Below are 24,795 nucleotides of genomic sequence, written 5' to 3'. Positions count from 1 at the left end.
GTGTTAACCTGTATCAGCACATCATGATTGCCAGCTGGTTCTCCTTCTCCAAAAATGGACTTCCAATTAGGTAGCGTTTCCGAATATTTCACTCGCCATGCCCCGTATGTTGTGTTAGTCGTCCTTAGGCCTTCCATCAATTAAGTAATTCTCTTCTTCGAAATAAAGAGGGAGCAGAACTATAAGTTTGGATGAAGCAATTTTTTTGCTTTTTCAATTTGTTTCCTTACTTGTTGAAAGCCTGTTCCACCATCGGAATTACGTCTTTTTACTGCTTCGTAAGGAGATAAGATATTGTAAATATCTTCATCAATTAATGGAGATGCTTTCTGAAACTCAGCTAACGTTAAATCCGTTAAATAACATCCTTTTTGCAGGCATAATAATACTAACTTTCCAACCAATTCATGAGCTTTTCGAAACGGAATGCCTTTACTCGCTAAATAATCGGCTAGCTCAGTTGCATTTGAAAAATCTTGTTTTGTTGCTTGTTCCATATTCATGTGATTTACCTTCATTGTCTCAATCATACCCGTAAAAATCTTTAAACAACCAGTAACGGTAGCAACCGTATCAAACATCCCCTCTTTGTCTTCTTGCATGTCTTTGTTATACGCAAGTGGTAATCCTTTTAAAACAGTTAGCAAACTGAAAAGATGACCGTACACTCGTCCTGTTTTTCCACGAATGAGCTCAGCCATATCCGGGTTTTTCTTTTGCGGCATGATGCTACTGCCCGTAGCAAACGTATCATCTAGTTCGATAAAATGGTACTCCTGGCTCGACCATAAAATGAATTCCTCCGCTAAGCGTGATAAGTGCATCATCAACAACGATGCATGGCTTAAAAATTCGACGATAAAATCACGATCGCTTACAGCATCCATACTGTTTTCGTAGATGTTAGTAAACCCCAGTTCGGCCGCTGTGAACGAACGATCGATCGGAAAAGTAGTTCCGGCTAACGCTCCTGCACCTAAAGGAGAGTAGTCGATTCGTTTTAACGAATCCTTCAACCGTCCTTTATCACGTTCAAGCATCCAAAAATACGCCATTAAATGATGAGCAAATGAGATCGGTTGTGCACGTTGTAAATGGGTATATCCAGGCATAATTGTCTCTACATGTTGTTCCGCTTGATGAAGGAGTGCTTGTTGCATTTCTTCAATGGCCTCGATAATCATTTTCACTTTCTTTTTCAAATAAAGGTGCATATCGGTAGCCACTTGATCGTTCCGACTTCGTGCTGTATGCAATTTTCCTCCAATCGGTCCGATTTCATCGATTAACAATTTTTCGATGTTCATATGAATATCTTCCAGTGCAATCGAAAACTCGACTTCCCCTTTTTCGACTTTTTTCTGAATTGATTGCAACCCTTGAAGAATTTTATTCGTTTCTTCTTCTGTTAGAATGCCGCATGTTCCTAACATACGGGCGTGCGCCTTGCTTCCTTCGATATCTTCAAAGACAAGTTCTTGGTCAAAAGGAATGGAAGCACCAAAAGCATCTACCCATTCAGCCGCCGTTTTCGTAAAGCGGCCTCCCCACAATTTTTTCATTTTGTCACCTTCTCCGATTGATGCACCATACGATGAACCGTTGTTGGAAGTCCCCATAATTGAATGAACCCGACAGCTGCAGAATGATCAAATTCATCTTCAGCCGTATACGTAGCAAGCTTTTCATTATACAACGAAAACGGTGATTTTCGACCTTCTACGATTGCATGACCTTTAAACAATTTCACTCGTACCGTACCTGTCACCACTTGTTGCGTTTCTTTTAAAAATGACACAAGCGCATTTTTCAATGGGGAAAACCATAATCCGTTATAAATGAGCTCCGCTAATTTTTGTTCAATGAACGGTTTAAAATGGGCAACCTCTTTAACAAGTGTCAAATCTTCTAGTTCTTTATGCGCCTTGATAAGAGTTATCGCAGCTGGACATTCATATACTTCACGTGATTTAATACCGACTAATCGATTTTCTACATGGTCAATACGCCCAACTCCGTGCTTACCTGCTAACTGATTGAGCGTTAAAATCAGTTCGTAAAGAGGATAAGTCTGTCCATTTATCGCTAAAGGTACTCCTTTTTCAAATTCAATTTCTATCCATTCAGGCTTATCGGGAGCGTCTTCAATTGAAGATGTTAAATCGTACGCCTCTTCAGGTGGTGCAGCCCACGGATCTTCCAATATGCCGCATTCGTTACTTCTTCCCCATAAATTTTGATCGATAGAATATGGGCTATCTATGTCGACTGGAATCGGAATTCCTCTTTGTTTTGCATATTCGATTTCTTCTTCACGCGACCAGCTCCACTCACGAACAGGCGCCACCACTTTTAACGAAGGATTTAAAGCTTTAATAGAAACTTCAAAACGAACTTGGTCATTTCCTTTCCCCGTACAACCGTGCCCAACCGCTGTTGCCCCTTCGAGTTCTGCTATTTCCACCAATTTTTTCGCAATCAACGGACGTGATAAAGCGGACACGAGTGGATATTTTCCTTCATATAACGTATGAGCTTGAAGGGCTACTAACGCATACTCGTTGGCGAATTCTTCTTTCGCATCGATCACATAACTTTTTAACGCCCCTACTTGAAGAGCTTTCTTTTGAATAAACTCTAAATCTTTTCCTTCTCCAACATCTAAACAAACAGCAATCACTTCATACCCTAGATCTTTTAGCCATTGTATTGCAACAGATGTATCAAGTCCCCCAGAATACGCTAATACTACCTTTTCCGCCACTGGATTGTCCTCCTCCTTAATTGAATAAAAATACAAACAAATAATAATTTATTCTTATTTTCTATGGTAAAAGGATAGCACTTATTAAGTACTATTTCAATATTTATTTATATAATTGAATAAATATTAGCAGTTAGTAAAAATAATGAAAGTCCCTTACAATAGACATAGGAATTCACACGTAAAAAGGATGATAAAAATGACAAATTACTTTTGTTGGGATCAACGCCTTGGTATTTACCTCCCTCACTTGTCCAAAGAGTGGGAGCAGTATTTAAAAGAAGAACAGATGAGGATTTTATTAGAATGGGAGCATATTCGTGGGCAAATTCCTGATCGGATTCGAGAGGTAGAGCAACAAATTGACATGCTGCAACACCAATTAGGGGAAGAAGAACAATTTGAACGATCATGTCAAATCAATCAACAGATAGCAGAACTTGCGTCCATTATTAACGATTTATGGATTTGGTATCGAGTACAAGGGCACATCACAGTGAAAAAAGCGGATACATAATCAAAAAAGGCAAAAAGCATGATGCCTTTTGCCTTTTCATTAGGTTTGGGCTTGTTTTTCCATTAACAAGCGCATTTGATAAAATTTTTCGGACATGTTCGTGACATTGCGCGTCAGTTGATAGTTGGCCCCAGCTCCAATAGCCATACTGATGAAAGGAACTCCTGAAAATTGCTTTCTCTTAAAAGTTAGAATCAACATTGTTTTTAATACTTGTTTCAACGGTCCTTGCAACCAAGTTTCATTCGTCAACTTTTCTGAACCAAAATAAAAGTAGTGCTCGTCTCCAATCTCCTCTTTCAATTTCATCCATCCGGCAGCACGTAAACGTAAAGGTAACGTCGATGTATGATACACTTTTAACGATGTCATCATTTCATACGGTGAATTTACCTCGTAACCGTACGACATGGAAATCAATTGTACTGCCCGTAAATTGATGATAGTCATCGCCAAATAATCACTGCTTAAAGCTAAAGTTCCACCTATCCCAACAGCTGCGCCTTGAAGAAGAGAATAAATTCGATGCCTGGAGCTTTGCTGTTGAGCAATATAATGAAGCTGGTCGATCGACAATCGCTTCAAATCAGAAATAGATTCTACTGTATCATCAAACGCTCGGGCAGCGGTTAAAATTCGATCACGGGCATCCATTTGAAATTGAGAACCTTGAAGAAGGGAATGAATATGAAAAAACAGTTGATCAAATTGCTCAAAAAATAGTTCTCGCGTTTCCGCTGGGACAAGCGTCAACCCTTTTTCTAACCATTTTTCATATGTAAGCTCAAAGTCGTTCGGTTCGTATTGCAGGAGGTTCCTTTCAAAGTCAAGAATTTCATTCCAATATGCTTGCTCCCTTTCAGACCAAACCATTTATTTTAACCTCCACATTCATCCATATTACGTTTAGTATACCATATTTTTCTCTTTTCAAACGATGGCTTAAAATGTACTTAAGATATTATCCTAAGAGGAAGTACCATTTGCAAAGACAAAAAAACAGCTAAGAGAATTTCTCTTAGCTGATCCATAAAAAATTTATAATCCTGCCACACGCACAACGTCACGCGCAATCATCACTTCTTCGTTCGTTGGGATCACTAATACTTTTACTGGAGAATGTGGATAGCTAATGAACGCTTCTTTTCCACGCACTTTGTTTAAAGATGGATCCCAATATACTCCCATAAATTCAAGTCCGCGTAATACTTTTGCCCGGATCACATCACTATTTTCCCCAATTCCAGCCGTAAAGATAATCGCATCTACACCACACATACGAGCTGCGTATGAACCAATATATTTATGAATACGGTTAGCAAACACTTCAAGGGCTAGTTCAGCACGTTCGTTACCTTTTGCTGCTTCGTCTTCAATGTCACGTAAATCACTAGAGAAACCAGACACTCCAAGCATTCCGCTTTTCTTATTTAAAATCTCTAACACTTCATCAGCGGATTTACCGGTTTTGTCCATAATGTATGGGATTAATGCGGGGTCAATGTTACCTGAGCGAGTTCCCATGGTGACACCTGCTAACGGTGTGAAGCCCATCGACGTATCAATCGATTTTCCACCTTCAATTGCGGCAATACTTGCCCCATTACCTAAGTGACAAGAGATGAGACGTAATTGCTCAATTGGACGACCTAATAGTTCAGCTGCCCGCTGGGAAACATACTTATGGCTCGTTCCATGGAACCCATATTTACGAATTCCAAATTTCTCATAATATTCGTATGGTAAACTATAAAGGTAGGAGCTTTCTGGCATTGTTTGATGGAATGCTGTATCAAATACCGCAACCGCTGGAACATTTGGTAGCACTGCTTGGAACGCTTTAATTCCCGTTACGTTCGCTGGGTTATGAAGCGGAGCTAAATCAAATAGCTTTTCGATTTTTGCTAACACTTCGTCCGTAATTAATGCAGAATCTGTAAATTCTTCTCCTCCATGGACCACCCGATGTCCAATTCCTTCAATTTCGTCAAGGGAATTAATAATGCCATACGAAGTTAATTTATCTAAAAGCAATTTTACTGCTACTTCATGATTTGGAATATCTAAAACTTCCTTCTTCTTTTCTCCGTTTAATGTAATGTTAAAAATAGAATCATTTAAACCAATTCGCTCAATAATTCCTTTCGTAATGACCGTTTCTTTCGGCATGTCAAAAAGCTGAAATTTAAGCGATGAACTTCCCGCGTTAATTGCAATAATTTTAGTCATTTATACCGCTCCTTCTATGTGAAAAATTCGGTGTCCGAAAAAAACATATCCATTTCTCCATTTAATCACTCACTCTTAAAGATTGCAAGAACCTCTCATGATTGTTATCGTTTTCATCTTAATGTAATTATTTTCGAATTGTTTTGAAAAATATTCATAGCAAAAGGCTGAAGTATTTAACTCCAGCCTAAAGATTAATTATTTTCTTCAAACCAATTGTCTACCTTCCATAAAAATCGCTCCATCGCTTGACCATCGGACAGTTTTGGTAATTGAGCAAGTAATACTTGCTTCGGTGGTTTCACGCCGTCTTTTTTCTTTTGCAAAATAAAAATACTCTTAGCTAATTTTTCGCTTTTGAACATGGATAAAGGCAACTGTAATACTGCTTGAATGTTGGCAACCTCTTTAATGTATTCGTGTAATTGCTTCGATTGATCAGACTCAAATAAATGATTAGGTATCACAAAAAACAAGTATCCACCATCTTTTGTATAATTGATACTTTGTTCTAGTAATAAATGATGGGCATATGAATGTCCTTCTTTTGCTTTTAAGCGATATTCTTGGGCTCTAATATCATCAGGATAGTACCCAACTGGTAAATCGCATACAACAGCGTCTACTTTTGGAACAAGAAGTGGTGCTATCGAATCTTGATTGTATAGTTGAATGGAATGCTTTTGTAAATTGGCATTTGTATATGCTAACTTTAGGAGTACATCGTCCACATCGACCCCATATGTTTGAATTTGCTTTTCCGGCATCCCGTTCAAAATGGTATACACTAAGTTTCCTGTTCCAATGGCCGGGTCTAGTAAAGAGAATGATAAAGAAGTGTTCATAAACTTCCCTATAAGATAGCTAACAATTAAGCCAATGGAATCAGGTGTCATTTGATGATGAGGCTGCGTATGTTTTTTCATTCCCTTTAAAATACACAGTTGAAACGCTTTTCGAATTTGTTCACTGGAAAACCGATCGACATTTACTTCCTCTATTTTTTTTTGAATACGCTTTTTTGTAACTTCGCTCACTTCGTCTTGAAGTACAGTATAATGAAAAAAGTCTTCTCCGGCTTCAGCAAGTGCTTCTAAATAAGTGCAAGATAGTTCTTCTTCAAGTAACGTTGCCGTTTCATCAAATGCTGTAAATAATTGTTCTACTGGCGAAACTTTCACCATTCATTCCTCCTGACTACATTCTATCGCCCTATTTTATCATGGATTAAAAAAGAACAACAGTTGAATGAAAAACTCCCCGAATTAAACGGGGAGTCTAAGATGAAAAATTATTTTGCTGCTTTTGCCGCTTCAATTGCTGCTTCGTAATTTGGATGATTCGTCACTTCGTCAACATATTCAACATAGGTTACTGTGTCTGAGGAATCGACAACAAATATAGCACGTGCTAATAAACGTAATTCTTTAATAGCTACCCCATAGGCTTTACCAAAAGAAAGGTCACGATGATCAGATAATGTTTGAACGTTTTCAACACCAGCTGCCCCGCACCAACGTTTTTGAGCAAATGGAAGGTCAACTGAAATGGTTAATACCTTTACATTATCTAATTTAGACGCTTCTTCATTAAAACGACGTGTTTGTGCATCACAAACCCCTGTATCAAGAGAAGGTACGACGCTAATGAGGCGAACGGAACCTTTTGTATCGTCTAATGTTACTTCTGATAAGTCGTTCGCTAATACTGTAAAGTTCGGCGCTTTATCCCCTACCTGCACCTGATTTCCTAATAATGTAACTTTTTTCCCTTTGAACGTTACCATTGCGATTCCTCCTAACGATCTTCTTCCATTTCATCATACCGAAATATCTTGTTTTTTATCAAATAAAAACAATCATAATCGGAGAAAAGAATTTCTCCGAATTATGATTGTTATATATCAAAATCTTGTTTATAGGAATCGGTATACTGGTTAGGATTAATCTCATCTTTGTTATCGTTTTTCTTTTTGAACATATGCTGCAGCTTTTCCATTGCACTTGGCGCTAAATCAAGAATTTTTTCTAATAAATGGGTGCTTTCATCTAAATGGAGCATTTTTACTCCTTGGCTGTTTACGATTAGAAAAGCAATTGGTGTAATGGAAACTCCGCCGCCACTTCCGCCGCCAAACGGTTGTTTTGACTGACCACGTTGAGATAGCTCCTGGTCTTGAAGCATAAATTCGCTACCACCTGCCGCAAATCCAAACCCAACCTTAGAAACGGTTAGGATCACACTCCCATCTGGCGTTTCTACAGGGTCTCCGATGATTGTATTGACATCAATCATTTCTTTTAGATTTTCCATTGCGGTCGTCATTAAGCCTTCAATGGGATGATCAGACATGACAACGCCTCCTTACATAACTGGTCGTATTTTTCATTTAATCGAAGAAAAAGGAGTCTTTGATTTGAACGTAACTTTTCCTCCACGCCAATGCTTGATCATTTTTATCGCTACTAAAATAGCATGCCCGATACGAAAATAAATCATACATGAAAATGCGATTTGCGTTACAGCCTGTTGAAACGAAGGCGTAACTGTTAACGATGGGTGTGATTTGACTTGCAAGTGATGGTATAGAAATCGAAGAAACCAACCTTTAATGCTCCATATTCCTCCTGTAATGACGCCGGTAAGAGCCGCGTCATGAAACCCAATAACGGTATGCCATTCTAAGTGCTGTACCGATACTTTTTGTAAAAATGATTGCACAATTTTATGTAATTTGACGACATGACGAATGATTTCTTTTGTATTATGAAGGCTGCGTAGTAGTTTTTCCGGTGTGATAGAACGCTCTTTCTTATTTTTCTTTTCCCCACTTTTTTCAACTGTTTGCTCTTGAAAAACGATTTTGGCCTCTTTCGTATCAATCTTTACAAACGGAATGTCTATTGTATAGCGAATGATGCGAAACCAGATAGAAAACGTAATGCGTATATGATCGTTGTCATACCCATGTTTGATTTCAATGTCTATAAAAAGTTTCGTCACACTTAGGAGTACAAGTAAAAAAAATAGAAAGATAATGATGCCAAATACAATCATACTTTTCCCCAACCTTTCCCCTCCCATTATGGTCCAATATTAAAAAAAATAAACCCGCTTAAACAGCGGGTTTATGAAGTAAAACCGTTTTTTCATGAACAACCGTCGTATCGGAAAATATATCATGAATGCCTTGCTTTTTCGGAAGAAAGGCAACAAAAAGATAAAGCACGTTAACGGTAGAACTAATATATCTCCCAATGAATTCTCTGAACAGAACCGTATCCCAAGTAAGTTTATCACTTTTTAATGAAATCACTTTTAGTCCAAAGATCATTTTCCCGATCGTTTGACCGAAAAATTTCGTCATAAAGATGAAATAACTAAAGAAGACAATACCCGTTGAAAACCAATACAGCGAGAACATGTCATTATCTATCGGTAAATCAAAGAAGCGAAACGTCGGGTGAATGAACAACCATTTTAAACTTCCAATCACAATTAAATCGATTAAATAAGCCCAAAAGCGCATCCAAAACCCGGCATAATGAATGTCATACGACGGAACATGTACAGAAGGTTTGGATTCGACCTTGGTCGGCTCAGTTAATTCAAAAGCCGTTTCTTCCATCGCCTCTTGCTGCACATTATCGCGTTTTTCTTCTTGTGTCATACACAATAACCCCCTTTACTCCGAATATAAATACATCAGCCGAGGGGAATTTGGTCGAGATAACAGCTGCATTAAGTTAGCCAATTCTACGTCTCCATGGAAGAAACGTTGTGCGCTCATTGCAAAAAATGATTCAAACCCAAAGCTTGGTTCGTATTCAATCACTTGCGCATCTTCGATTCCTAAATCTTCCTTCATAGCGATGATCACATCTTCTAAATAACCAAATTCATCAATTAAATTTAATTGCTTCGCTTGGCGACCGTCATAAATACGACCATCTGCAATTTTACGAACTTCACTTTCCGACATTCCGCGTCCTTCAGCGATGACTTTTACAAATCCCTCATACGAACGGTTAATCAATTCTTGTAAAATGTTCTTTTCTTCTTCCGTTACTGGTCTTGTTGGACTCAAAATATCTTTATACGGACCACTTTTTATTGTAACAAATTCGACACCGTATTTTTCTGCCAGCTCCGAATAATTAATGGATTGTAAAATGACTCCTAATGAGCCAGTTAACGTTTCCGGACTAGCAAAAATTTTCGTTGCTGGCGCGGAAATATAATATCCACCTGAAGCAGCCATGGAACCCATAGAAACGTACACAGGCTTTTTGGTCTCTTCTATAATTTCAACTAATTTTTCATGAATTTCGGCACTCTCCACAACACCACCACCAGGAGAGTTTACCCGTAAAACGACTCCTGCGATGGAATCATCTTCTTTCACCGCATTTAGTTGTTCCATGAATAACCGATGATTATATCCAACAGATTCGAAAAAAGATACTGTATCACCTGTGTCTTGAATAACTCCTTCTACATGTAACACCGCAATTTTATTAAATGGATCACCATCTTCGACTACATTTTCTTTAAACGGTTGATCCATTTCCTCTAAAAACAATGAATTAAACGTTTTTTCAAAATCGCTTGAAAAGGCCATGGACGCCATATTAACCACAATGGAAACAATAAAAATCCCTGCTGCGATAGCGAGGGCTCCCCACCTTTTTTTATTCATTCATGTATGCCTCCTTTTTCATGTTTGCATTTAATTCTACGAATTTCGTTTAAATAAGTTTCAAATAAATGGTACACTAAAAATACTTATCAATATTCTAACAAAATTAATAAATATTGGACAATTTTTTTAAAAAAAGGAGGACTAATTATGAACGATCGCCGAAATTTATATTTTTTCTATCATGATGATTTACGAAATCAAATTACCCCGTTAATTGATTTAGCGAAACGTTATGGATTCCACATCGTCGAACATCCCCAAGAGGCCAACATCATCGTTAGCATTGGGGGAGATGGTACCTTTTTACAAGCCGTCCGTAAAACAGGGTTCCGCCAAGATTGTTTGTATGCCGGCATCTCTACAACTGGGAAGCTGAGCATGTACTGCGATTTTGATTTGCATGACCATTCGAAGATGATTGATGCCATGACAAAAGAGCAAATCGAAGTAAGAAGATACCCTGTCATCGATGTGACGGTTGACCATGGGACAACATTTCATTGCTTAAATGAATTTTCGATCCGTTCAAGTATTATTAAAACGTTTGTTATGGACGTATTTATCGATCAACTGCATTTTGAAACGTTCCGGGGAGATGGAATGATCATTTCCACACCAACTGGTAGCACTGCTTACAACAAATCGGTGAATGGGGCGGTCGTCGATCCTCTGTTACCTTGCTTACAAGTGAGTGAATTAGCTTCTTTAAACAACAACCGTTATCGAACGCTAGGATCATCGTTCATTTTAAGTGGTGATCGACAATTAACATTAAAAATTGTACCAGAAGGTAGTACGTATCCAACGATAGGAATGGATAATGAAGCCTTAAGCTTGCAACATGTGGAACATGTAGAAATCAAGTTAAGCGACAAAAAAATTAAAACCGTAAAACTGAAAGATAACTCGTTCTGGGAAAAAGTGAAACGGATATTTTTATAATGGGCAAAAAAGGATCTGCGAAAAAAGCAGATCCTTTTTTATGTACTGAGCGACCGTTTGTTTTTCCATTTGTTCCCGAATGCTTCGTACCTTTTTGTTTTAGACACAGAAAAGAGTATGAGGGCTACCCAAATAAACGTAAACGCTAATAAATGGGTACTTGAAAAGGTTTCTTTATATACGAATACTCCTAATAGCAAAGTAAGTGTTGGTGCAATATATTGTAAAAATCCGAGCATATAAAATGGGATTAATTGTGCCCCTTTCCCGAAATAAAGCAAGGGAATCGCCGTGGCAGCTCCTGCTCCGATTAATAGGACATCCGTGGTCCACGTATGTGCAAGAAAAGAAAGCTCTCCTTGTAAAAATAAATGAATCATATAAATGAAGGCCATCGGTGTTACCACCATTGTTTCTAAAGTTAAACCAATCGCTGAATCGACTTTGACAAGTTTTTTCGCTAATCCATAAAGGGCAAACGTGAAGGCCAAACTAAAAGCGACCCAAGGAAACTTGCCATATGAAACGGTTAAGATCATGACCCCGATCCCTGCTAACAAAAAGGAAAATATTTGAGTCCGATTTACGACTTCTTTTAATACAAAAATTCCTAGCACCACGTTGACGAGCGGGTTAATATAATAACCTAAACTCGCTTCTACCATTTTTTCTGAGTTAACGGCCCAAATATAAATAAACCAATTACCTGTTACTAAAAAGCCAGCGATGACAAGGGCCCAACCTTTTTTCGGATGACGGATGACCTCCGTTAACGTCTCGCGAAATTCGGCTTGTCGTCGGGCGATGCATAAGACAATGATCATAAACCAAAATGACCAAAATACGCGACTAGCTAAAATTTCTTTGGCTGGAACATGCTCTAACAGTTTCCAGTAAATCGGTAATAACCCCCACAACAAATAAGCGAACGCTGCATAAAAGATCCCCGTTCTCTCTGATTGCTTCATGTCATCCGCTCTCCTATCATTTCTGTTCTCGAAATATCTTCATTATAAGTCGGGAAAAGGATGATTGACAATATTATTGCTTACGTGAGTAGACGATTTTTTCATTGACGACGGTCATTACCACTTCCGAATTCAACAACTGCTCCGGTGGTACGTTCATAACATCGTGGTTAACGATGGTGAAATCTGCAACATGTCCGTTTTTAATACATCCTCTTTTATTCTCTTCTTGTGCGGCATAAGCACTTCCTACCGTATACAACCGAAAGGCTTCATATGGAGTTAACGCTTCTTCTGGTAGATAGGCGGTACTTGGGTCATTCGGTTTTTTACGAGTAATCGCCGTATAAATACTATGAAACGGATTCACTCGTTCGATTGGTGCGTCCGATCCACCTGCACACGGAATGGATGCGTTAAGTAACGTTTTCCAAGCATAAAGGTAAGGTATGTTATTTTTATTCACGCGTTCAAGTACCCAAGGGAAGTCAGATGCGACAAACAAAGGTTGAATATCAAGGACAACTGGTAATGATTGAGCTTTTCTGATTAATTCTTCCCGAAGCAATTGTGCATGAATAAGGCGGTCTCGTTGTCCATTTTTTGGTAGGCAAGCAGATATTGCTTCCAGCGCATATTCAAAAGCTAAATCTCCAATCGTATGAATGGCAACCGGCAGTTCCATTTTTCGCGCTTTTTGGACAAGCTCTTTTAGTTCTGGTAACGTGTGAATGGCTACTCCTTGAGTTGACGGGTCATCGGCATAAGGGACGCTCAACAAAGCCGTTCGTCCTCCTAAAGACCCATCAGCAAATATTTTCATCGCACCAAAACGGATAAAAGGCGTACCACTTAAATACGTGTGTCCTTCCTTGTACCAGTCATCAATCACGTGATGATGGACTAATAAATGGGCCCGAAACGGATAGTCCGATTCGTGAATGACGTGGTGGAATGCCTGATACGTAGTTTTAAAACCACTATAATAACTTAAATCTTCCGTGTGGCCTCCGACGATCCCATGCTTCCAACAATGTTCAATCGCTCGTTTTAATGCATCCTCTAAATAAGCTATAGAAGCTTTCGGGATTCGATTGAATATCAGTTGTTGAGCATCGTCTTTAAATACACCCGAAAGTGCTCCATTTTTTCGTTCAATCACTCCTCCGAACGGCTCTTTTGTTTGCTCGGTTATTCCACATAGATTCAGTGCAACAGTATTGACAACAAGAGCATGCCGGCACACTCGCTTCAATAAAATAGGATGGATGTTCGTGATTGGATCTAAATCCCAGCGAGTTAACTCATCAGCGTCTGCCCACAAATTTTCATTCCATCCTTCTCCGATAATCCATTCACCGTCTTTCGTTTCGTTCACTTTTTCTCTCACTTTCGTAAGCAGTTCTTTTTTTGAACGACACGTTGATAAATCGAGACGGTGCAACATTTCTCCTAAACCAATTAAATGCATATGACTATCAACTAACCCTGGTAGCATTGTCGCCCCTTTTAAATCTATACGCTGCTCAATACTGGAAGAAAACATTTGTTCAAGTTGTGTTAAAGGACCGACTCCTTGAATAACACCATTGGAAGTATAAACAGCTTCTACTTGTTCATTTTCTTTATCCATTGTATAAATCGTTCCACCATACCATAATGTTCCCATACGTTCTTTCTCCTTTTTTGGACTTTCTAATTATCTTATATTACGTTTCCTATTTCGTATTGTTTGGAGAAACTTCCTGTTTTTTTTAATAAGCAAATGCTTTGTAATAAAATTAATTTTTTATAATTCATTTTAACGCGGCAAGATGAAATTGGAACTTTCTATTTAAGTTTTTGGATATATTTGTTATCCATTTTAAGATTTTATTGCATAGTTATTATTTCCATCTATATTGAGAGATTTTTTTGAAATTATGTAATTCTACTTGCCACTATTTGATTTTACTTACCGGATTGAGCTAATTACTTGTCACTAGCAAATCTCGACATTTTATTTTTCTCTTTTAATACTTTACATACCCATCTCATCATTTATTTGAAATTGTCCGTTTTACTAGTCTTAAAATATGTTTCCATAAAAAATCGAGAGCTATCTTTGCTCTCGACTACGAATAAGATTAATTTTGTAATGTTTTTAACTCCCGTTGACGTAATTCTACGCGACGAATTTTTCCGGACGCTGTCTTCGGTAAATCATCGACAAACTCAATTTTACGAGGATATTTATATGGTGCCGTAAGCTTTTTCACATGTTCTTGTAAAGCTGGGATTAGATCTGGATCGTTCGGATTTACTCCTTGCTTTAAGACAATAAATGCTTTAACGACATGCCCGCGTACTTCATCTGGACTAGCGACAACCGCACATTCTTTTACGGCTGGATGTTTCACTAACGCATCTTCTACTTCAAACGGTCCAATCGTATATCCAGAACTAATAATGATATCGTCTCCGCGACCTTCAAACCAGAAATATCCATCCTTATCTTTTTTCGCTTTGTCTCCTGTGATATACCAATCTCCTCTAAACTGCATAGCTGTTCGTTCTGGGTCTTTATAATATCCCTTAAATAACGCTGGGGTATCAACATGCACCGCAATGTCTCCTACTTCTCCAACACCACATGGCTCTCCTTTATCATTGATGATTTCGACATAATTCCCAGGTGTTGGTTTACCCATAGAACCTGGTTTAACTTCCATTCCTTTTAGCACACCAACAAGTAACGTATTTTCGGTTTGACCATATCCATCACGAACGGTTACGCCAAAATGTTCTTTAAACGTATCGATGACTTTTCGATTTAACGGTTCACCAGCTGACACTGCACTATGCAAATTTTTTAAATGATATTTGTGTAAGTCATCGACCTTAGCCATTAAACGGTATTCTGTTGGGGTACAACATAACACATTGACATCATATTTATCTAAAAGTTGTAAATATTTCTCTGGATCAAATTTCCCATGATAGACAATACCTGTTGCACCAGAACCGAGAACAGATAAAAACGGACTCCAAATCCATTTTTGCCATCCAGGACCAGCGGTAGCCCATACCGTGTCACCTTCATTAATGCACAACCAGTTTTTTGCAGCAGTCCGTAAGTGAGCATAAGCCCATGAATGCGTATGAATAACTCCTTTTGGATTACCAGTTGTACCGGAAGTATATGATAAAAAGGCCATATCATCTTTTGATGTAGGTGCCATTGTCAATTCATCAGACTCTTTTTCTCTTAATGAATCGACATGAATCCACCCTTCTACCTTTTCACCGATTACGAATTTTGGTAATGATTTCGCTTCTTCTAATTGCGCTAATTCGTCAATGTATTTATAGTACGCTACAATAGCTTTTACGTCACCATGGTTAATACGATAAGATAAATCTTTTGCTCGTAATAGCTCTGAACTTGGAATGACGACGAGTCCTAGTTTTAAAGCAGCAATGTATACTTCATAGGCCTCGATAATTCGAGGTAGCATAATTAAGATCGTTTCACCTTGTTTAAGACCGTGATTTTTTAAAACATGTCCAATTTGATTCGCTTTTTTCATAAGGGCTTCATATGTAACTTCCCTTTGCTCCCCGTGTTCATTCTCCCATTTTAACGCAATATTTTCTGATTGTTTGGCAAACCGTTCAATCTCCTCGATTAAATTGTATTTTTCTGGTGCCAACAAATCTCCTGTTTTCATCACTCTCTCCCCCTTTGTTTAATGAAAGCGTTATATATAAATTATATAAAATAATCAAAAAATTTAAAATTGAAAAATAAAATATTTTTCAATAAATAGCATTTTTTTGTTCATACTAACATAATGTGACTAGACAATGCGCCACTTTTCTTAAAGTAATCAAACTTTTACGAAAAATAAAAGAAGCGGAATTTCTTCCGCTTCTATAGCCATCCACTTATTTACTTTGCGTAACCACCTAATTGTTGCTCAGCCATTTGAACAAGACGCTTCGTAATTTCCCCACCAACTGAACCGTTTGCACGAGATGTTGCATCTGGACCAAGTTGTACACCGAACTCTTGAGCAATCTCATACTTCATTTGATCGATTGCTTGTTGAGCGCCAGGAGCTACTAATTGGTTATTATTGTTATTTGCCATGTGTTTTCACCTCCTTGTGTGTATATGTTTTGCGAAAACACATGGCATCATACAAAAAAAACAATTGGTAATAGTTCCTAAAATATTAGAATTATAGTAAATCGTCAAATAAATTCTTTTCTTGGGCTTTTTTCGAATCGACAATAATGGTTTCTGTCCCCTCCACCGCTCGCTCAATTAATGGCTCAAAATCAATAAAGCTCTCATAATAACGGACTTTCTCTTTTTTCGGTTTCGTTTTTGGAGAAGGCGGAGTAAAAATCGTACAACAATCTTCATACGGACGATTGGAAATGTCCAATGTGTCGATCTCTTTAGCTATTTGAATAATCTCTGTCTTGTCCATGGACACAAGCGGACGAAGAATCGGTGTGTTCGTGACATCGTTAATAGCGAACATACTTTCTAACGTTTGACTCGCTACCTGTCCAAGACTTTCTCCTGTAATAATCGCCAGACCTTCATGTTTTTCACGAAGAATATCAGTGATGCGAAGCATTAATCGTCTTGTAGATGTCATCGTATAATTTTCTGGGACTTGTTCATGAATTTTTTGCTGAATTTCAGTAAACGGAACAAGATGTACTTTAATTTTCCGACCATATTTTGTTAGTTTTTTTGCTAAATCGAGTACTTTTTCTTTCGCGCGTTCGCTCGTAAAAGGTGGACTATGGAAATGAACGGCTTCGATCTCCACCCCACGTTTTAATGATAAATATCCCGCTACTGGACTGTCGATACCTCCGGAAAGCATGAGCATCGCCTTACCACTTGAACCGACTGGTAAGCCGCCTGCACCTAAAATATCTTCACTCGATAAATAAACTCCTTCTTTACGAACTTCCACTTTTAAATCAATGTCTGGATTTTTCACATCAACCGATATGGTTGGTGTATTACGTAAAATATGAGCCCCAAGTGTATGATTTAGTTCATTTGTCTCTAGAGGAAACGTTTTGTCTGCTCGTTTAGAAGAGATTTTAAACGTTCCTCCGAGGACATGCAATTTTTGAACAAGCTTTAAGGCCACATCTTTAATTTCTTCTATGTCCCAGCTCGTTTTAACCGCTGGACTCATCGATTGAATACCAAATACGTGAGTTAGGCGAGAGACAACTTCATCCCCGTCCGCTCCATTTAAGACAATATACATACGTTCACGGCGTGCTTGAATAGACAAGTTAGGGATATCACTCAACACTGACTGGACGTTTCCTTTTAATTTGTCCACAAATTTGTTTCGGTTTCTTTTTTTCGTTGACATTTCTCCATATCGAATAACAATACGATCGTACTTCATTTTGCACTCCTCGTTACTTTCCAAAGATTTTCGACCACTTGCTTAAAAGATTCAACAAATTGTTGGGCTTCTTCCATCGTATTTTCGTACGATAAGCTGATGCGAATCGTACCAATGGCAGCTTCTTTAGAAGCCCCCATCGCCATTAACGTTTTGCTAGGTGATTGTAATTTGGAAGAGCAAGCACTTGTTGTAGATACATAAATTCCCCGTTCCGCTAAGGAATGAACAATGACTTCCCCGCGTAAGCCAATTGCGGAAACGTTTAAAATGTGTGGTGCATGACCACTTGTCGGTGTATTAATTTGAATCCCATCAATTTTCTCCAACTCTTGACGTAAAAATTGATGGATTTCAATTATGCGGGGGAGTTCTGTTTTCCGTTTTTCCATCGTTAAACGCATCGCTTTAGCCATGGCAACAATACCAGCTGTATTTTCCGTTCCACTTCGAACCTTTTGCTCTTGACTTCCTCCTGTCATAAGCGGGGAAATGCGGATACCTTCTCTTAAATATAATGCCCCTACACCTTTAAGCCCATGTATTTTATGGGCAGAAATCGTACATAAATCAATGAGGCCAGAAGATAAATCTAAAGGTACTTTACCACAGCCTTGAACGTAATCTACGTGAAAAAGGACTTTTGGATAATTTTTTAGTAATCTTCCTATTTCTTCAATAGGCTGAATGGTCCCAACTTCATTATTCACATGCATAATGGATACTAATATCGTGTCTTTACGAATTGCTTTTTCCACATCGCTCGGGTTTACTCGACCTTCGTTGTCAACAGGAAGGTACGTTACATCATACCCTAATGAAGCTAATTGCTGACACGTTTCATAAACGGACGGATGCTCGATGCTTGAAGTAATAATATGTTTTCCTCTTTCTCGATATTGAAGGGCTGTTCCTTTAATGGCTAAGTTGTTCGCTTCTGTCCCCCCAGAAGTAAACAATATTTCATTCCATTTTACACCAAGTAAAGAGGCAATCTGTTCTCGTGCTTGCGTTAACAACTTTTCGGATTTTCCACCTAATTTGTGCAATGAAGATGGATTTCCGAAAAACTCAGTGGACACTTTTACAAATGAATCAATGACTTCCGAATAAGGTTTTGTCGTTGCACTATTATCAAAATAAATCATATTGCTACACCCTTCGCTGAGAGATAAGTGAAACTTCCAATCGTAGGAGGTCTTCCCCTACGATTGTTTAGTTGAACTAATCGGACCTTTTCAGGTAGTTGCCCCAGCCCTAACCTTTTTTGTTTTACTGACATCTTGAATTGTGGCTTACTAGATAAAGCCTTTGCCAACTGTTTATAATAACATATTCTTTCCTATATGAAAACGAATTGATACCATTTGTAGAAGATGGATAATGTAACCGGTATTAGAATTCCGACCCTTCTTTCAATTTTAAAAATTAAGACTTTTGTCATATTCAACAATTTTTTTACGGACTATGTTATTATGTTACTTGCGTTTTAGCAGAATAAAATAGGGGGACATAGAAATGAGAAAGAAAGCGCTATCAGGAAATGAAATGGTTGCTATTGGCTTGATGTTATTTGCCCTCTTTCTAGGTGCTGGAAATATGATTTTCCCACCATTTTTAGGGCAGCAAGCAGGTACAAACGTATGGACCGGTATTGTTGGCTTTTTATTTACTGGAGTAGGTCTACCACTTTTGGGAGTTATTGCTATTGCGAAAACTGGTGGCGATTTACAAACGTTAGCAAGCCGTGTTTCACCTCTTTTTGGAATCGTTTTCACCTTGGTGATGTATTTAGCAATAGGGCCATTTTTCGGAATTCCACGTACAGGTACAGTAGCTTACGAAATTGGTGTTACTCCATTTTTACATGATTCAATGGACAAGTACGGCGTACCATTATTTATTTATACGATTATTTTCTTTACGGTCACAGCATGGTTATCAATGAATCCGTCGAAGCTGGTCGATCGAATCGGAAAACTATTAACACCAGCTCTTTTAATCATTTTAGCCATATTAGTTGTAAAAAGCTTAATTACTCCAATGGGAACGCCTCAAGTTCCTCAAGGAGATTATATTGATGGTCCGTTCTTTAAAGGGTTTATCGAAGGTTATTTAACGATGGATACGATTGCAGCACTAGTTTTTGGAATTGTGGTAATTTCCGCAATTAAAGATAAAGGAATTGAAGATCAATCAACTATTGCAAAGGTGTGTATGTATGCTGGGGTAATTGCAGCTATTGGCTTGAGTCTAGTTTACTTATCTTTATCTTATATCGGGGCAACAAGTACAGAAGCAATTGGTGTACAGCAAAACGGTGGATCAATTCTATCACAAGCTGCTGCTCATTTATTTGGATCAAGTGGAGCAATTATTTTAGGATTGGCCATAACGTTTGCCTGTATCACAACATCTGTCGGCCTTGTTTCTTCTTGTGCCCAGTATTTTTCTAAGCTTTTGCCAAACGTATCATACGGAACGTTTGTCATCATCCTTTCAGCATTTAGTATGATTGTTGCCAATGTAGGATTAACCCAATTAATCACCATTTCTCTTCCAGTTTTAATTATTATTTATCCATTGGCCATCGTACTTATTTTACTTTCATTTATTCATCATTGGTTTAACGGATATTCGGCTGTGTATCTTGGTGCTTTAATCCCAACTTTTATTGTCAGCTTAATTGACGGATTACAAATTGCTGGTTTAGACGTTTCTGCGCTTACTAATATTTTTGCTATTTTACCATTGTTTGAGCAAGGAATTGGATGGTTAGTTCCAGCCATCACTGGTGCGTTCATGGGTTGGCTCATTGTTTCTATCAATGGCAAAAAGACGGTTATAACGAAATAACTAAGATGAACTTCTTTCAAGATTTGGAAAAATAAATAACCGACCAGCTATAAATATTGGTCGGTTATTCATTATTCTACAAAAGTTGTAATACTACATCGATACTCATTTGGTCATTCAATAATCTTCTTTCCAATGAATTAGCTCCTCATTTACCCATTCTTCAATCCGTTTTAATGCACCTGGATCAATCTCTTCTACGATTGATGCCGCTTGTTCACAAGCTCCTCGATAGTTGTATGTACGAAAGGCCACTTCTGCTTCCTGCAATCCTTGTCGAACATGCTCGTATCGACTACGATAGCGATTTCCGTATTGAATAATTTTCTCAGCTAGAATCACTTGTTCGACCATTTCTTCTGTTTTCTCTCGTAAATATTCGACTTCCGCTTGTGCTTCTTTTAAACGATAGTTAACATTGTTCATATTTAACGGCTTTTCCTCTAAACTTTCGAGTACTTCTTGAATAGAGGATTGCGCTTGCTCAAGCACAAGTTGATATTCTTGGGGCAGACCAGGAACATTACTTTTCTTCACTAAGCGAATGGATTCAGAAATTTTCTTTTTCAATTCTTTAATCTGTTCACGGGCCTCTAATTCATCTTTTCTTAAATTTTGCATTTGCTCGTTAAACAGTTGTTGCTCTTTTTGCAATTCTTCAAGTTGTGCTCTTATATCTCCCAGTTCTTCTTGTAGTAAAGAATAAGACGTTTCGTTGCCATTAATTTTTACGCTTAACATATCTAAGCGCTTAGAAAGTTGTTTTAACGATTGATCAATTCGTTTTGGTATATTTAATTCTTTTTCGTCCAATTGATAAGACATCCGTACCATCTCTGTTTCATGCTTTAACGCTTCATTGCTTTTTAATAATTCCATCAATAAGTGTTTCGACTTACCTTCATGTTGCACAATGTATTGCTTCGCCAACACCTCTTTTTCTAATAAATCATAGATGGTATTAATTTTATCTTTAATTTGTTGGACACCTTCTGCAACAGTCTCAATAGCACCTTCTTCTAATTGACAAATAAACGACTGGATCTCTTCTTTCATTTCCTTTAAATCATCTTGAATTTGCAAGTGTTCCAATCGGTATCCTTGTTGTTCCATTTCAGCATACCCTTCCTCTAACTCTTCAATAGAAGAAGGAAGAACGGACAGACACTCTGTTAATAACGCCGGAACTGTTTCTATGTAATGTTGTAGCCTATTCATTTCTTGTGCTAATTTTTCTACTAATTCCCGGGCTTCAATATAGTTACCGTTCTCTGTTAACTCATCAAACGCTTTTAGTTCCGTTACAATTTCTTCGACTGCTTTTTCAAGATATTGAATCGCTACACCGAACGTATGGCGATGTGCTAATAGTTGTTTTTTAGCTTCACGTAAACTACGTTCAATTTCTTCTTTGCTTGCCCGACTCTGCTCTTCACTACCGACCAATTCATTAATTTCCATCATTAGTTGTTCAATTTTTTGTTCAGATTCCTTTAAAATTTGTTCGATTTTTTGTAAAACCGCTTTCCCCTTTTGAAACTGAAATTTATCAACAAACTCTTCTGCATCGAATAATAGTTCTTCAACATCAGGAAGCTGAACGGTTACAATTTCGTCCCATGTTCTCCGCCAACGCTCAAACATTTCTTCTGTTTGCCCGACCATATTTAGCTTCTTTACTTTAGACATTTCTTCTAGAACCGGTCGATTCATTATTTGGATTTTCCACGACTCTAATTGGTCAATTTCACGATAATAATTTTTCCGGATGAAAAATCCAGTTATAAAGAATCCAATCAATAGCAAGATTGCGCCGATGACGAACTCCATCGTAAGCCTCCTGTTCAAATTAACGTACTAATCCCTTTAATGATTTAATGATACCATGTAAACGACAATTTTTGACTATTAATTTCTAAATTTTTTATAGAAGTTCATTTACTTACTATCATTCTAGCATTTTTCAATTATAATAGAGTAAAAATTTAAGGAGGGAGGAATGACGGTGCTCATTGATGGACATGTCCACACCCCTTATTGCCCACATGGATCAACTGATTCGTTTAAACAATATGTAGAAAAAGCTATTTCTCTTGGCTATCAACAAATGACTTTTACAGAACACGCTCCTTTCCCGGATGGGTTTACTGATCCGACACCTAAAAAAGATAGCGCAATGAAAAAAGAACATCTTGAGTCATATATAAAAGATGTATGGCGATTAAAAGAGGAGTATCTTCAGGATATAAACATTTTATGTGGATTAGAAGTAGACTATTTAGAAGGATTTGAAGATCAAACTGCTTCTATGTTACATGAATATGGGCCGTACTTAGACGACGGAATACTTTCTGTACATTTTTTAAAAAAGGACGAAACATGGTTTTGCATCGACTATAACCCAGACATGTTTCGGCAAATGATCGATTCGTTCGGTAGTGTTGAAAATGTATACAAACAGTACTATGAGACGGTCTTAAAATCGATTCAAGCCGACTTAGGCCCTTATAAACCAAAGCGAATTGGACATATGACACTTGTTCAAAAATTCCAAAAAAAATATCCTTGTAACAAGGATTTTTCTACACAACAAAAAGAAATATTATTAGAAATTAAGCGTCGAAATTATGAACTCGACTATAACGCTGCTGGTTTAAACAAGCCGCTCTGTCAAGAAACTTATCCCCCTAAATCAGTTATTCAACAAGCTTTAGAATGGAACATTCCGCTCGTATATGGTTCAGATGCCCATTCTGTTTCCGCTTTACACCAAGGAAGAGATTTGATGTGGGGAATTACAACGTCATAGTCATTGGAACAAAACCTCTATCATTTGAAGGTGATTGTTTCCAGCCGTTAATCCATTGAACGATAAAGTGATAATACGTATCGACAAAATGCCCTTCTTGTGGGAGCATATACCAAACTTCCCGCAAGTATTGACTGTTTAAAAAAGGAGTCGTTAACATTCCCTTTAATTGAATGATTATCATTGAGGTCAGCATAGGAGCGCGGTGATGAGTAGAAAAAACTGGCTCCACAATCTGTTTGAACAAAAAGCGCTCTTTCATCATATACGTACCGATGATTTCTCTAACGACTTGCGAATCAACCGTTAATTCCCGCATGACAAGACGTGTCAACAAATAGTTTTCTTGATGAAACAATAAAATTTCTTTTACGGCGCGTTTAAAACATTCGATGGGGGGAGTATGAGTTAATTGCCGGACTTCTTCTTCTAAAATGGCCAAATACCGTTCAAAGTATGACGTAATTAACGCTTCCAATAGCCCCTGTTTATGGCGAAAATAATAAGAAATGTTTGCCACGTTGACTTTTGCCTTTTGAGCGATATCGCGTACTGATGTACCATGGTATCCTTTGGCATTAAACAAAATAATGGCTGCTTCCTCAATTTTTCTTTTCGTCCGAGCTTTGTCCCGCATCAACGCCATCGCTCCTTTATGATTGGTATAAAATAGTTGCAAATGACTATCTTTTATGCTACAAATATTTCAAACTTAGCAAAAAATATTATTATTATCTTAGTTCGTTTTTAATAGGAAGTGTCCTTTAAAAATCTATCGACAAATTCTTTCATGAATTGGGTGAAAAAAATGTTTCATGTCGAAATGTACAACGGAACAAAAGAAGAAAATTACGAATTAGTAAAAAAACAATTGAAAGCGCTCATTGAAGGGGAAACCAACCAAGTTGCTAACTTAAGTAATGCCGCCGCCTTATTAAATCAATTTTTAGAGCGAATCAATTGGGTGGGATTTTATTTAATGGAAGGAAATGAGCTTGTATTAGGGCCATTCCAAGGACTTCCTGCTTGTGTCCGTATTCCGCTTGGCAAAGGCGTATGTGGTACGGCGGCACAAGAAAAACGGGTATTACGCGTCCCAGATGTACATCAATTTCCAGGGCATATCGCTTGTGATGCAGCAAGCCAATCCGAAATCGTCATTCCAATGATAAAAGACGGAAACGTTATCGGTGTATTAGATATCGATAGTCCAGAAAAAGACCGCTTTGACGAAACGGATGAACAAAAGCTGCAAGAGTTTGTAGAGGTACTAGTTCAATACCTATAAGAAGGGGCTGTCCAAAAAGTACAGCCCCTTTCTTCGTAAATTGAAATTCGGTTGATTTCATTTGGTGGCGGACGCTTTCCGCGGGCACGGCCTCAGCCTCCTCGACTCGCAGGCTCGTCTGTGGGGTCTTCGGCTCGTGCTGTTCCCGCAGGAGTCGCCGCCACCTTCCCTTCAATCAACCGATCTTCTCTGTGATTCGTTCAAAAAAGAGCACAAAAAAATCGCCCTTTCTAGTAAAATGAAGTTACCACACAACATTCCAGAAAGGACGATTTTTTATGAGCAATC

23 protein-coding genes are annotated in these 24,795 nt (G+C 38.0%); 5 read left to right on the top strand and 18 right to left on the bottom strand.

Features of this window, described 5'->3' with window-relative positions; translation table 11 throughout:
• Positions 1-179 precede the first annotated feature (179 nt).
• Positions 180-1,562, bottom strand: coding sequence for an argininosuccinate lyase (gene argH / locus H0Z31_07185; GenBank protein MBO8177220.1), 1,383 nt, complete (start codon positions 1,560-1,562; stop codon positions 180-182).
• Positions 1,559-2,764: an argininosuccinate synthase gene (locus tag H0Z31_07180; GenBank protein ID MBO8177219.1), complete on the bottom strand. Its 1,206-nt coding sequence runs from the start codon at positions 2,762-2,764 to the stop codon at positions 1,559-1,561. The genes argH and H0Z31_07180 overlap by 4 nt, the downstream gene beginning before the upstream one ends.
• A 199-nt stretch (positions 2,765-2,963) precedes the next feature.
• Between H0Z31_07180 and H0Z31_07175 the strand changes: the two genes are divergently transcribed.
• Complete coding sequence (locus H0Z31_07175; protein ID MBO8177218.1) at positions 2,964-3,281, top strand: hypothetical protein; 318 nt, start codon at positions 2,964-2,966, stop codon at positions 3,279-3,281.
• A 39-nt stretch (positions 3,282-3,320) separates the two neighbouring features.
• Here the strand turns inward: H0Z31_07175 and H0Z31_07170 are convergent, their stop codons facing one another.
• From H0Z31_07170 to sppA, 8 genes are all read right to left on the bottom strand, one after another.
• Positions 3,321-4,154 (bottom strand): EcsC family protein, encoded by an 834-nt coding sequence (locus H0Z31_07170; protein MBO8177217.1) that lies wholly within the window; start codon positions 4,152-4,154, stop codon positions 3,321-3,323.
• A gap of 165 nt (positions 4,155-4,319) precedes the next feature.
• On the bottom strand, positions 4,320-5,510 hold the full coding sequence (locus H0Z31_07165) for an acetate kinase (protein MBO8177216.1): 1,191 nt from the start codon (positions 5,508-5,510) through the stop codon (positions 4,320-4,322).
• Positions 5,511-5,704: 194 nt separating this feature from the next.
• On the bottom strand, positions 5,705-6,694 hold the full coding sequence (locus H0Z31_07160) for a class I SAM-dependent methyltransferase (protein MBO8177215.1): 990 nt from the start codon (positions 6,692-6,694) through the stop codon (positions 5,705-5,707).
• A 107-nt stretch (positions 6,695-6,801) separates the two neighbouring features.
• Positions 6,802-7,302: a thiol peroxidase gene (gene tpx, locus H0Z31_07155; protein ID MBO8177214.1), complete on the bottom strand. Its 501-nt coding sequence runs from the start codon at positions 7,300-7,302 to the stop codon at positions 6,802-6,804.
• Positions 7,303-7,406: 104 nt separating this feature from the next.
• Positions 7,407-7,862 (bottom strand): GerW family sporulation protein, encoded by a 456-nt coding sequence (gene ytfJ / locus H0Z31_07150; protein MBO8177213.1) that lies wholly within the window; start codon positions 7,860-7,862, stop codon positions 7,407-7,409.
• Between the two features lie 33 nt (positions 7,863-7,895).
• Entirely contained in the window at positions 7,896-8,579 is a 684-nt protein-coding gene (locus H0Z31_07145; protein MBO8177212.1) for a DUF2953 domain-containing protein, read from the bottom strand.
• 46 nt (positions 8,580-8,625) lie between these two features.
• Entirely contained in the window at positions 8,626-9,138 is a 513-nt protein-coding gene (locus tag H0Z31_07140; protein ID MBO8177211.1) for an RDD family protein, read from the bottom strand.
• A gap of 57 nt (positions 9,139-9,195) precedes the next feature.
• A complete protein-coding gene (sppA, locus tag H0Z31_07135) occupies positions 9,196-10,209 on the bottom strand; it encodes a signal peptide peptidase SppA (protein ID MBO8177210.1) in 1,014 nt (337 codons plus the stop codon).
• Between the two features lie 150 nt (positions 10,210-10,359).
• Between sppA and H0Z31_07130 the strand changes: the two genes are divergently transcribed.
• On the top strand, positions 10,360-11,154 hold the full coding sequence (locus H0Z31_07130) for an NAD kinase (GenBank protein ID MBO8177209.1): 795 nt from the start codon (positions 10,360-10,362) through the stop codon (positions 11,152-11,154).
• 38 nt (positions 11,155-11,192) lie between these two features.
• Here the strand turns inward: H0Z31_07130 and rarD are convergent, their stop codons facing one another.
• The 6 genes from rarD to H0Z31_07100 all read right to left on the bottom strand — a co-directional run bounded on the left by rarD (position 11,193) and on the right by H0Z31_07100 (position 18,702).
• Complete coding sequence (gene rarD / locus H0Z31_07125; protein MBO8177208.1) at positions 11,193-12,122, bottom strand: EamA family transporter RarD; 930 nt, start codon at positions 12,120-12,122, stop codon at positions 11,193-11,195.
• A gap of 73 nt (positions 12,123-12,195) precedes the next feature.
• The gene (locus H0Z31_07120) at positions 12,196-13,791 is read right to left on the bottom strand and encodes an amidohydrolase (GenBank protein ID MBO8177207.1); all 1,596 of its coding nucleotides are present in this window, start codon (positions 13,789-13,791) and stop codon (positions 12,196-12,198) included.
• Positions 13,792-14,248: 457 nt separating this feature from the next.
• Positions 14,249-15,832 carry an acyl--CoA ligase gene (locus H0Z31_07115; protein ID MBO8177206.1) on the bottom strand — a complete coding sequence of 528 codons (1,584 nt, stop codon included), beginning with the start codon at positions 15,830-15,832 and terminating at the stop codon, positions 14,249-14,251.
• Positions 15,833-16,053: 221 nt separating this feature from the next.
• Positions 16,054-16,254: an alpha/beta-type small acid-soluble spore protein gene (locus H0Z31_07110; GenBank protein MBO8177205.1), complete on the bottom strand. Its 201-nt coding sequence runs from the start codon at positions 16,252-16,254 to the stop codon at positions 16,054-16,056.
• Positions 16,255-16,345: 91 nt separating this feature from the next.
• Entirely contained in the window at positions 16,346-17,554 is a 1,209-nt protein-coding gene (gene thiI / locus H0Z31_07105; protein MBO8177204.1) for a tRNA 4-thiouridine(8) synthase ThiI, read from the bottom strand.
• On the bottom strand, positions 17,551-18,702 hold the full coding sequence (locus H0Z31_07100) for a cysteine desulfurase (GenBank protein ID MBO8177203.1): 1,152 nt from the start codon (positions 18,700-18,702) through the stop codon (positions 17,551-17,553). The genes thiI and H0Z31_07100 overlap by 4 nt, the downstream gene beginning before the upstream one ends.
• Positions 18,703-19,072: 370 nt before the next feature.
• Between H0Z31_07100 and brnQ the strand changes: the two genes are divergently transcribed.
• Positions 19,073-20,410 carry a branched-chain amino acid transport system II carrier protein gene (gene brnQ, locus H0Z31_07095; GenBank protein MBO8177202.1) on the top strand — a complete coding sequence of 446 codons (1,338 nt, stop codon included), beginning with the start codon at positions 19,073-19,075 and terminating at the stop codon, positions 20,408-20,410.
• A gap of 117 nt (positions 20,411-20,527) precedes the next feature.
• On the opposite strand, the gene ezrA is transcribed toward brnQ, so the two are convergent.
• Positions 20,528-22,240 carry a septation ring formation regulator EzrA gene (gene ezrA, locus H0Z31_07090; GenBank protein MBO8177201.1) on the bottom strand — a complete coding sequence of 571 codons (1,713 nt, stop codon included), beginning with the start codon at positions 22,238-22,240 and terminating at the stop codon, positions 20,528-20,530.
• Positions 22,241-22,409: 169 nt separating this feature from the next.
• Here ezrA and hisJ point away from each other — a divergent pair, with 169 nt between their 5' ends.
• On the top strand, positions 22,410-23,219 hold the full coding sequence (hisJ, locus tag H0Z31_07085; GenBank protein MBO8177200.1) for a histidinol-phosphatase HisJ: 810 nt from the start codon (positions 22,410-22,412) through the stop codon (positions 23,217-23,219).
• Here hisJ and refZ read toward each other — a convergent pair.
• Entirely contained in the window at positions 23,206-23,859 is a 654-nt protein-coding gene (refZ, locus tag H0Z31_07080) for a forespore capture DNA-binding protein RefZ (GenBank protein MBO8177199.1), read from the bottom strand. The genes hisJ and refZ overlap by 14 nt on opposite strands.
• A 168-nt stretch (positions 23,860-24,027) precedes the next feature.
• On the opposite strand from refZ, the gene H0Z31_07075 reads away from it, so the two are divergent.
• On the top strand, positions 24,028-24,507 hold the full coding sequence (locus H0Z31_07075) for a GAF domain-containing protein (protein MBO8177198.1): 480 nt from the start codon (positions 24,028-24,030) through the stop codon (positions 24,505-24,507).
• The last annotated feature ends 288 nt before the right edge of the window (positions 24,508-24,795 follow it).

The sequence above is a fragment of the Bacillus sp. (in: firmicutes) genome (assembly GCA_017656295.1).
In the GTDB taxonomy this organism is placed as follows: domain Bacteria; phylum Bacillota; class Bacilli; order Bacillales; family JACDOC01; genus JACDOC01.
This window is presented reverse-complemented; position numbering and strand designations above follow the sequence as displayed.

Coding starts and splice junctions, on each gene's coding strand:
- argH (MBO8177220.1), bottom strand. CDS start 1,562: ATGAAAAAATTGTGGGGAGGCCGCTTTACGAAAACGGCGGCTGAATGG.
- H0Z31_07175 (MBO8177218.1), top strand. CDS start 2,964: ATGACAAATTACTTTTGTTGGGATCAACGCCTTGGTATTTACCTCCCT.
- H0Z31_07170 (MBO8177217.1), bottom strand. CDS start 4,154: ATGGTTTGGTCTGAAAGGGAGCAAGCATATTGGAATGAAATTCTTGAC.
- H0Z31_07165 (MBO8177216.1), bottom strand. CDS start 5,510: ATGACTAAAATTATTGCAATTAACGCGGGAAGTTCATCGCTTAAATTT.
- H0Z31_07160 (MBO8177215.1), bottom strand. CDS start 6,694: ATGGTGAAAGTTTCGCCAGTAGAACAATTATTTACAGCATTTGATGAA.
- ytfJ (MBO8177213.1), bottom strand. CDS start 7,862: ATGTCTGATCATCCCATTGAAGGCTTAATGACGACCGCAATGGAAAAT.
- H0Z31_07140 (MBO8177211.1), bottom strand. CDS start 9,138: ATGGAAGAAACGGCTTTTGAATTAACTGAGCCGACCAAGGTCGAATCC.
- sppA (MBO8177210.1), bottom strand. CDS start 10,209: ATGAATAAAAAAAGGTGGGGAGCCCTCGCTATCGCAGCAGGGATTTTT.
- H0Z31_07130 (MBO8177209.1), top strand. CDS start 10,360: ATGAACGATCGCCGAAATTTATATTTTTTCTATCATGATGATTTACGA.
- rarD (MBO8177208.1), bottom strand. CDS start 12,122: ATGAAGCAATCAGAGAGAACGGGGATCTTTTATGCAGCGTTCGCTTAT.
- H0Z31_07120 (MBO8177207.1), bottom strand. CDS start 13,791: ATGGGAACATTATGGTATGGTGGAACGATTTATACAATGGATAAAGAA.
- H0Z31_07115 (MBO8177206.1), bottom strand. CDS start 15,832: ATGAAAACAGGAGATTTGTTGGCACCAGAAAAATACAATTTAATCGAG.
- H0Z31_07110 (MBO8177205.1), bottom strand. CDS start 16,254: ATGGCAAATAACAATAATAACCAATTAGTAGCTCCTGGCGCTCAACAA.
- thiI (MBO8177204.1), bottom strand. CDS start 17,554: ATGAAGTACGATCGTATTGTTATTCGATATGGAGAAATGTCAACGAAA.
- H0Z31_07100 (MBO8177203.1), bottom strand. CDS start 18,702: ATGATTTATTTTGATAATAGTGCAACGACAAAACCTTATTCGGAAGTC.
- brnQ (MBO8177202.1), top strand. CDS start 19,073: ATGAGAAAGAAAGCGCTATCAGGAAATGAAATGGTTGCTATTGGCTTG.
- ezrA (MBO8177201.1), bottom strand. CDS start 22,240: ATGGAGTTCGTCATCGGCGCAATCTTGCTATTGATTGGATTCTTTATA.
- hisJ (MBO8177200.1), top strand. CDS start 22,410: ATGACGGTGCTCATTGATGGACATGTCCACACCCCTTATTGCCCACAT.
- H0Z31_07075 (MBO8177198.1), top strand. CDS start 24,028: ATGTTTCATGTCGAAATGTACAACGGAACAAAAGAAGAAAATTACGAA.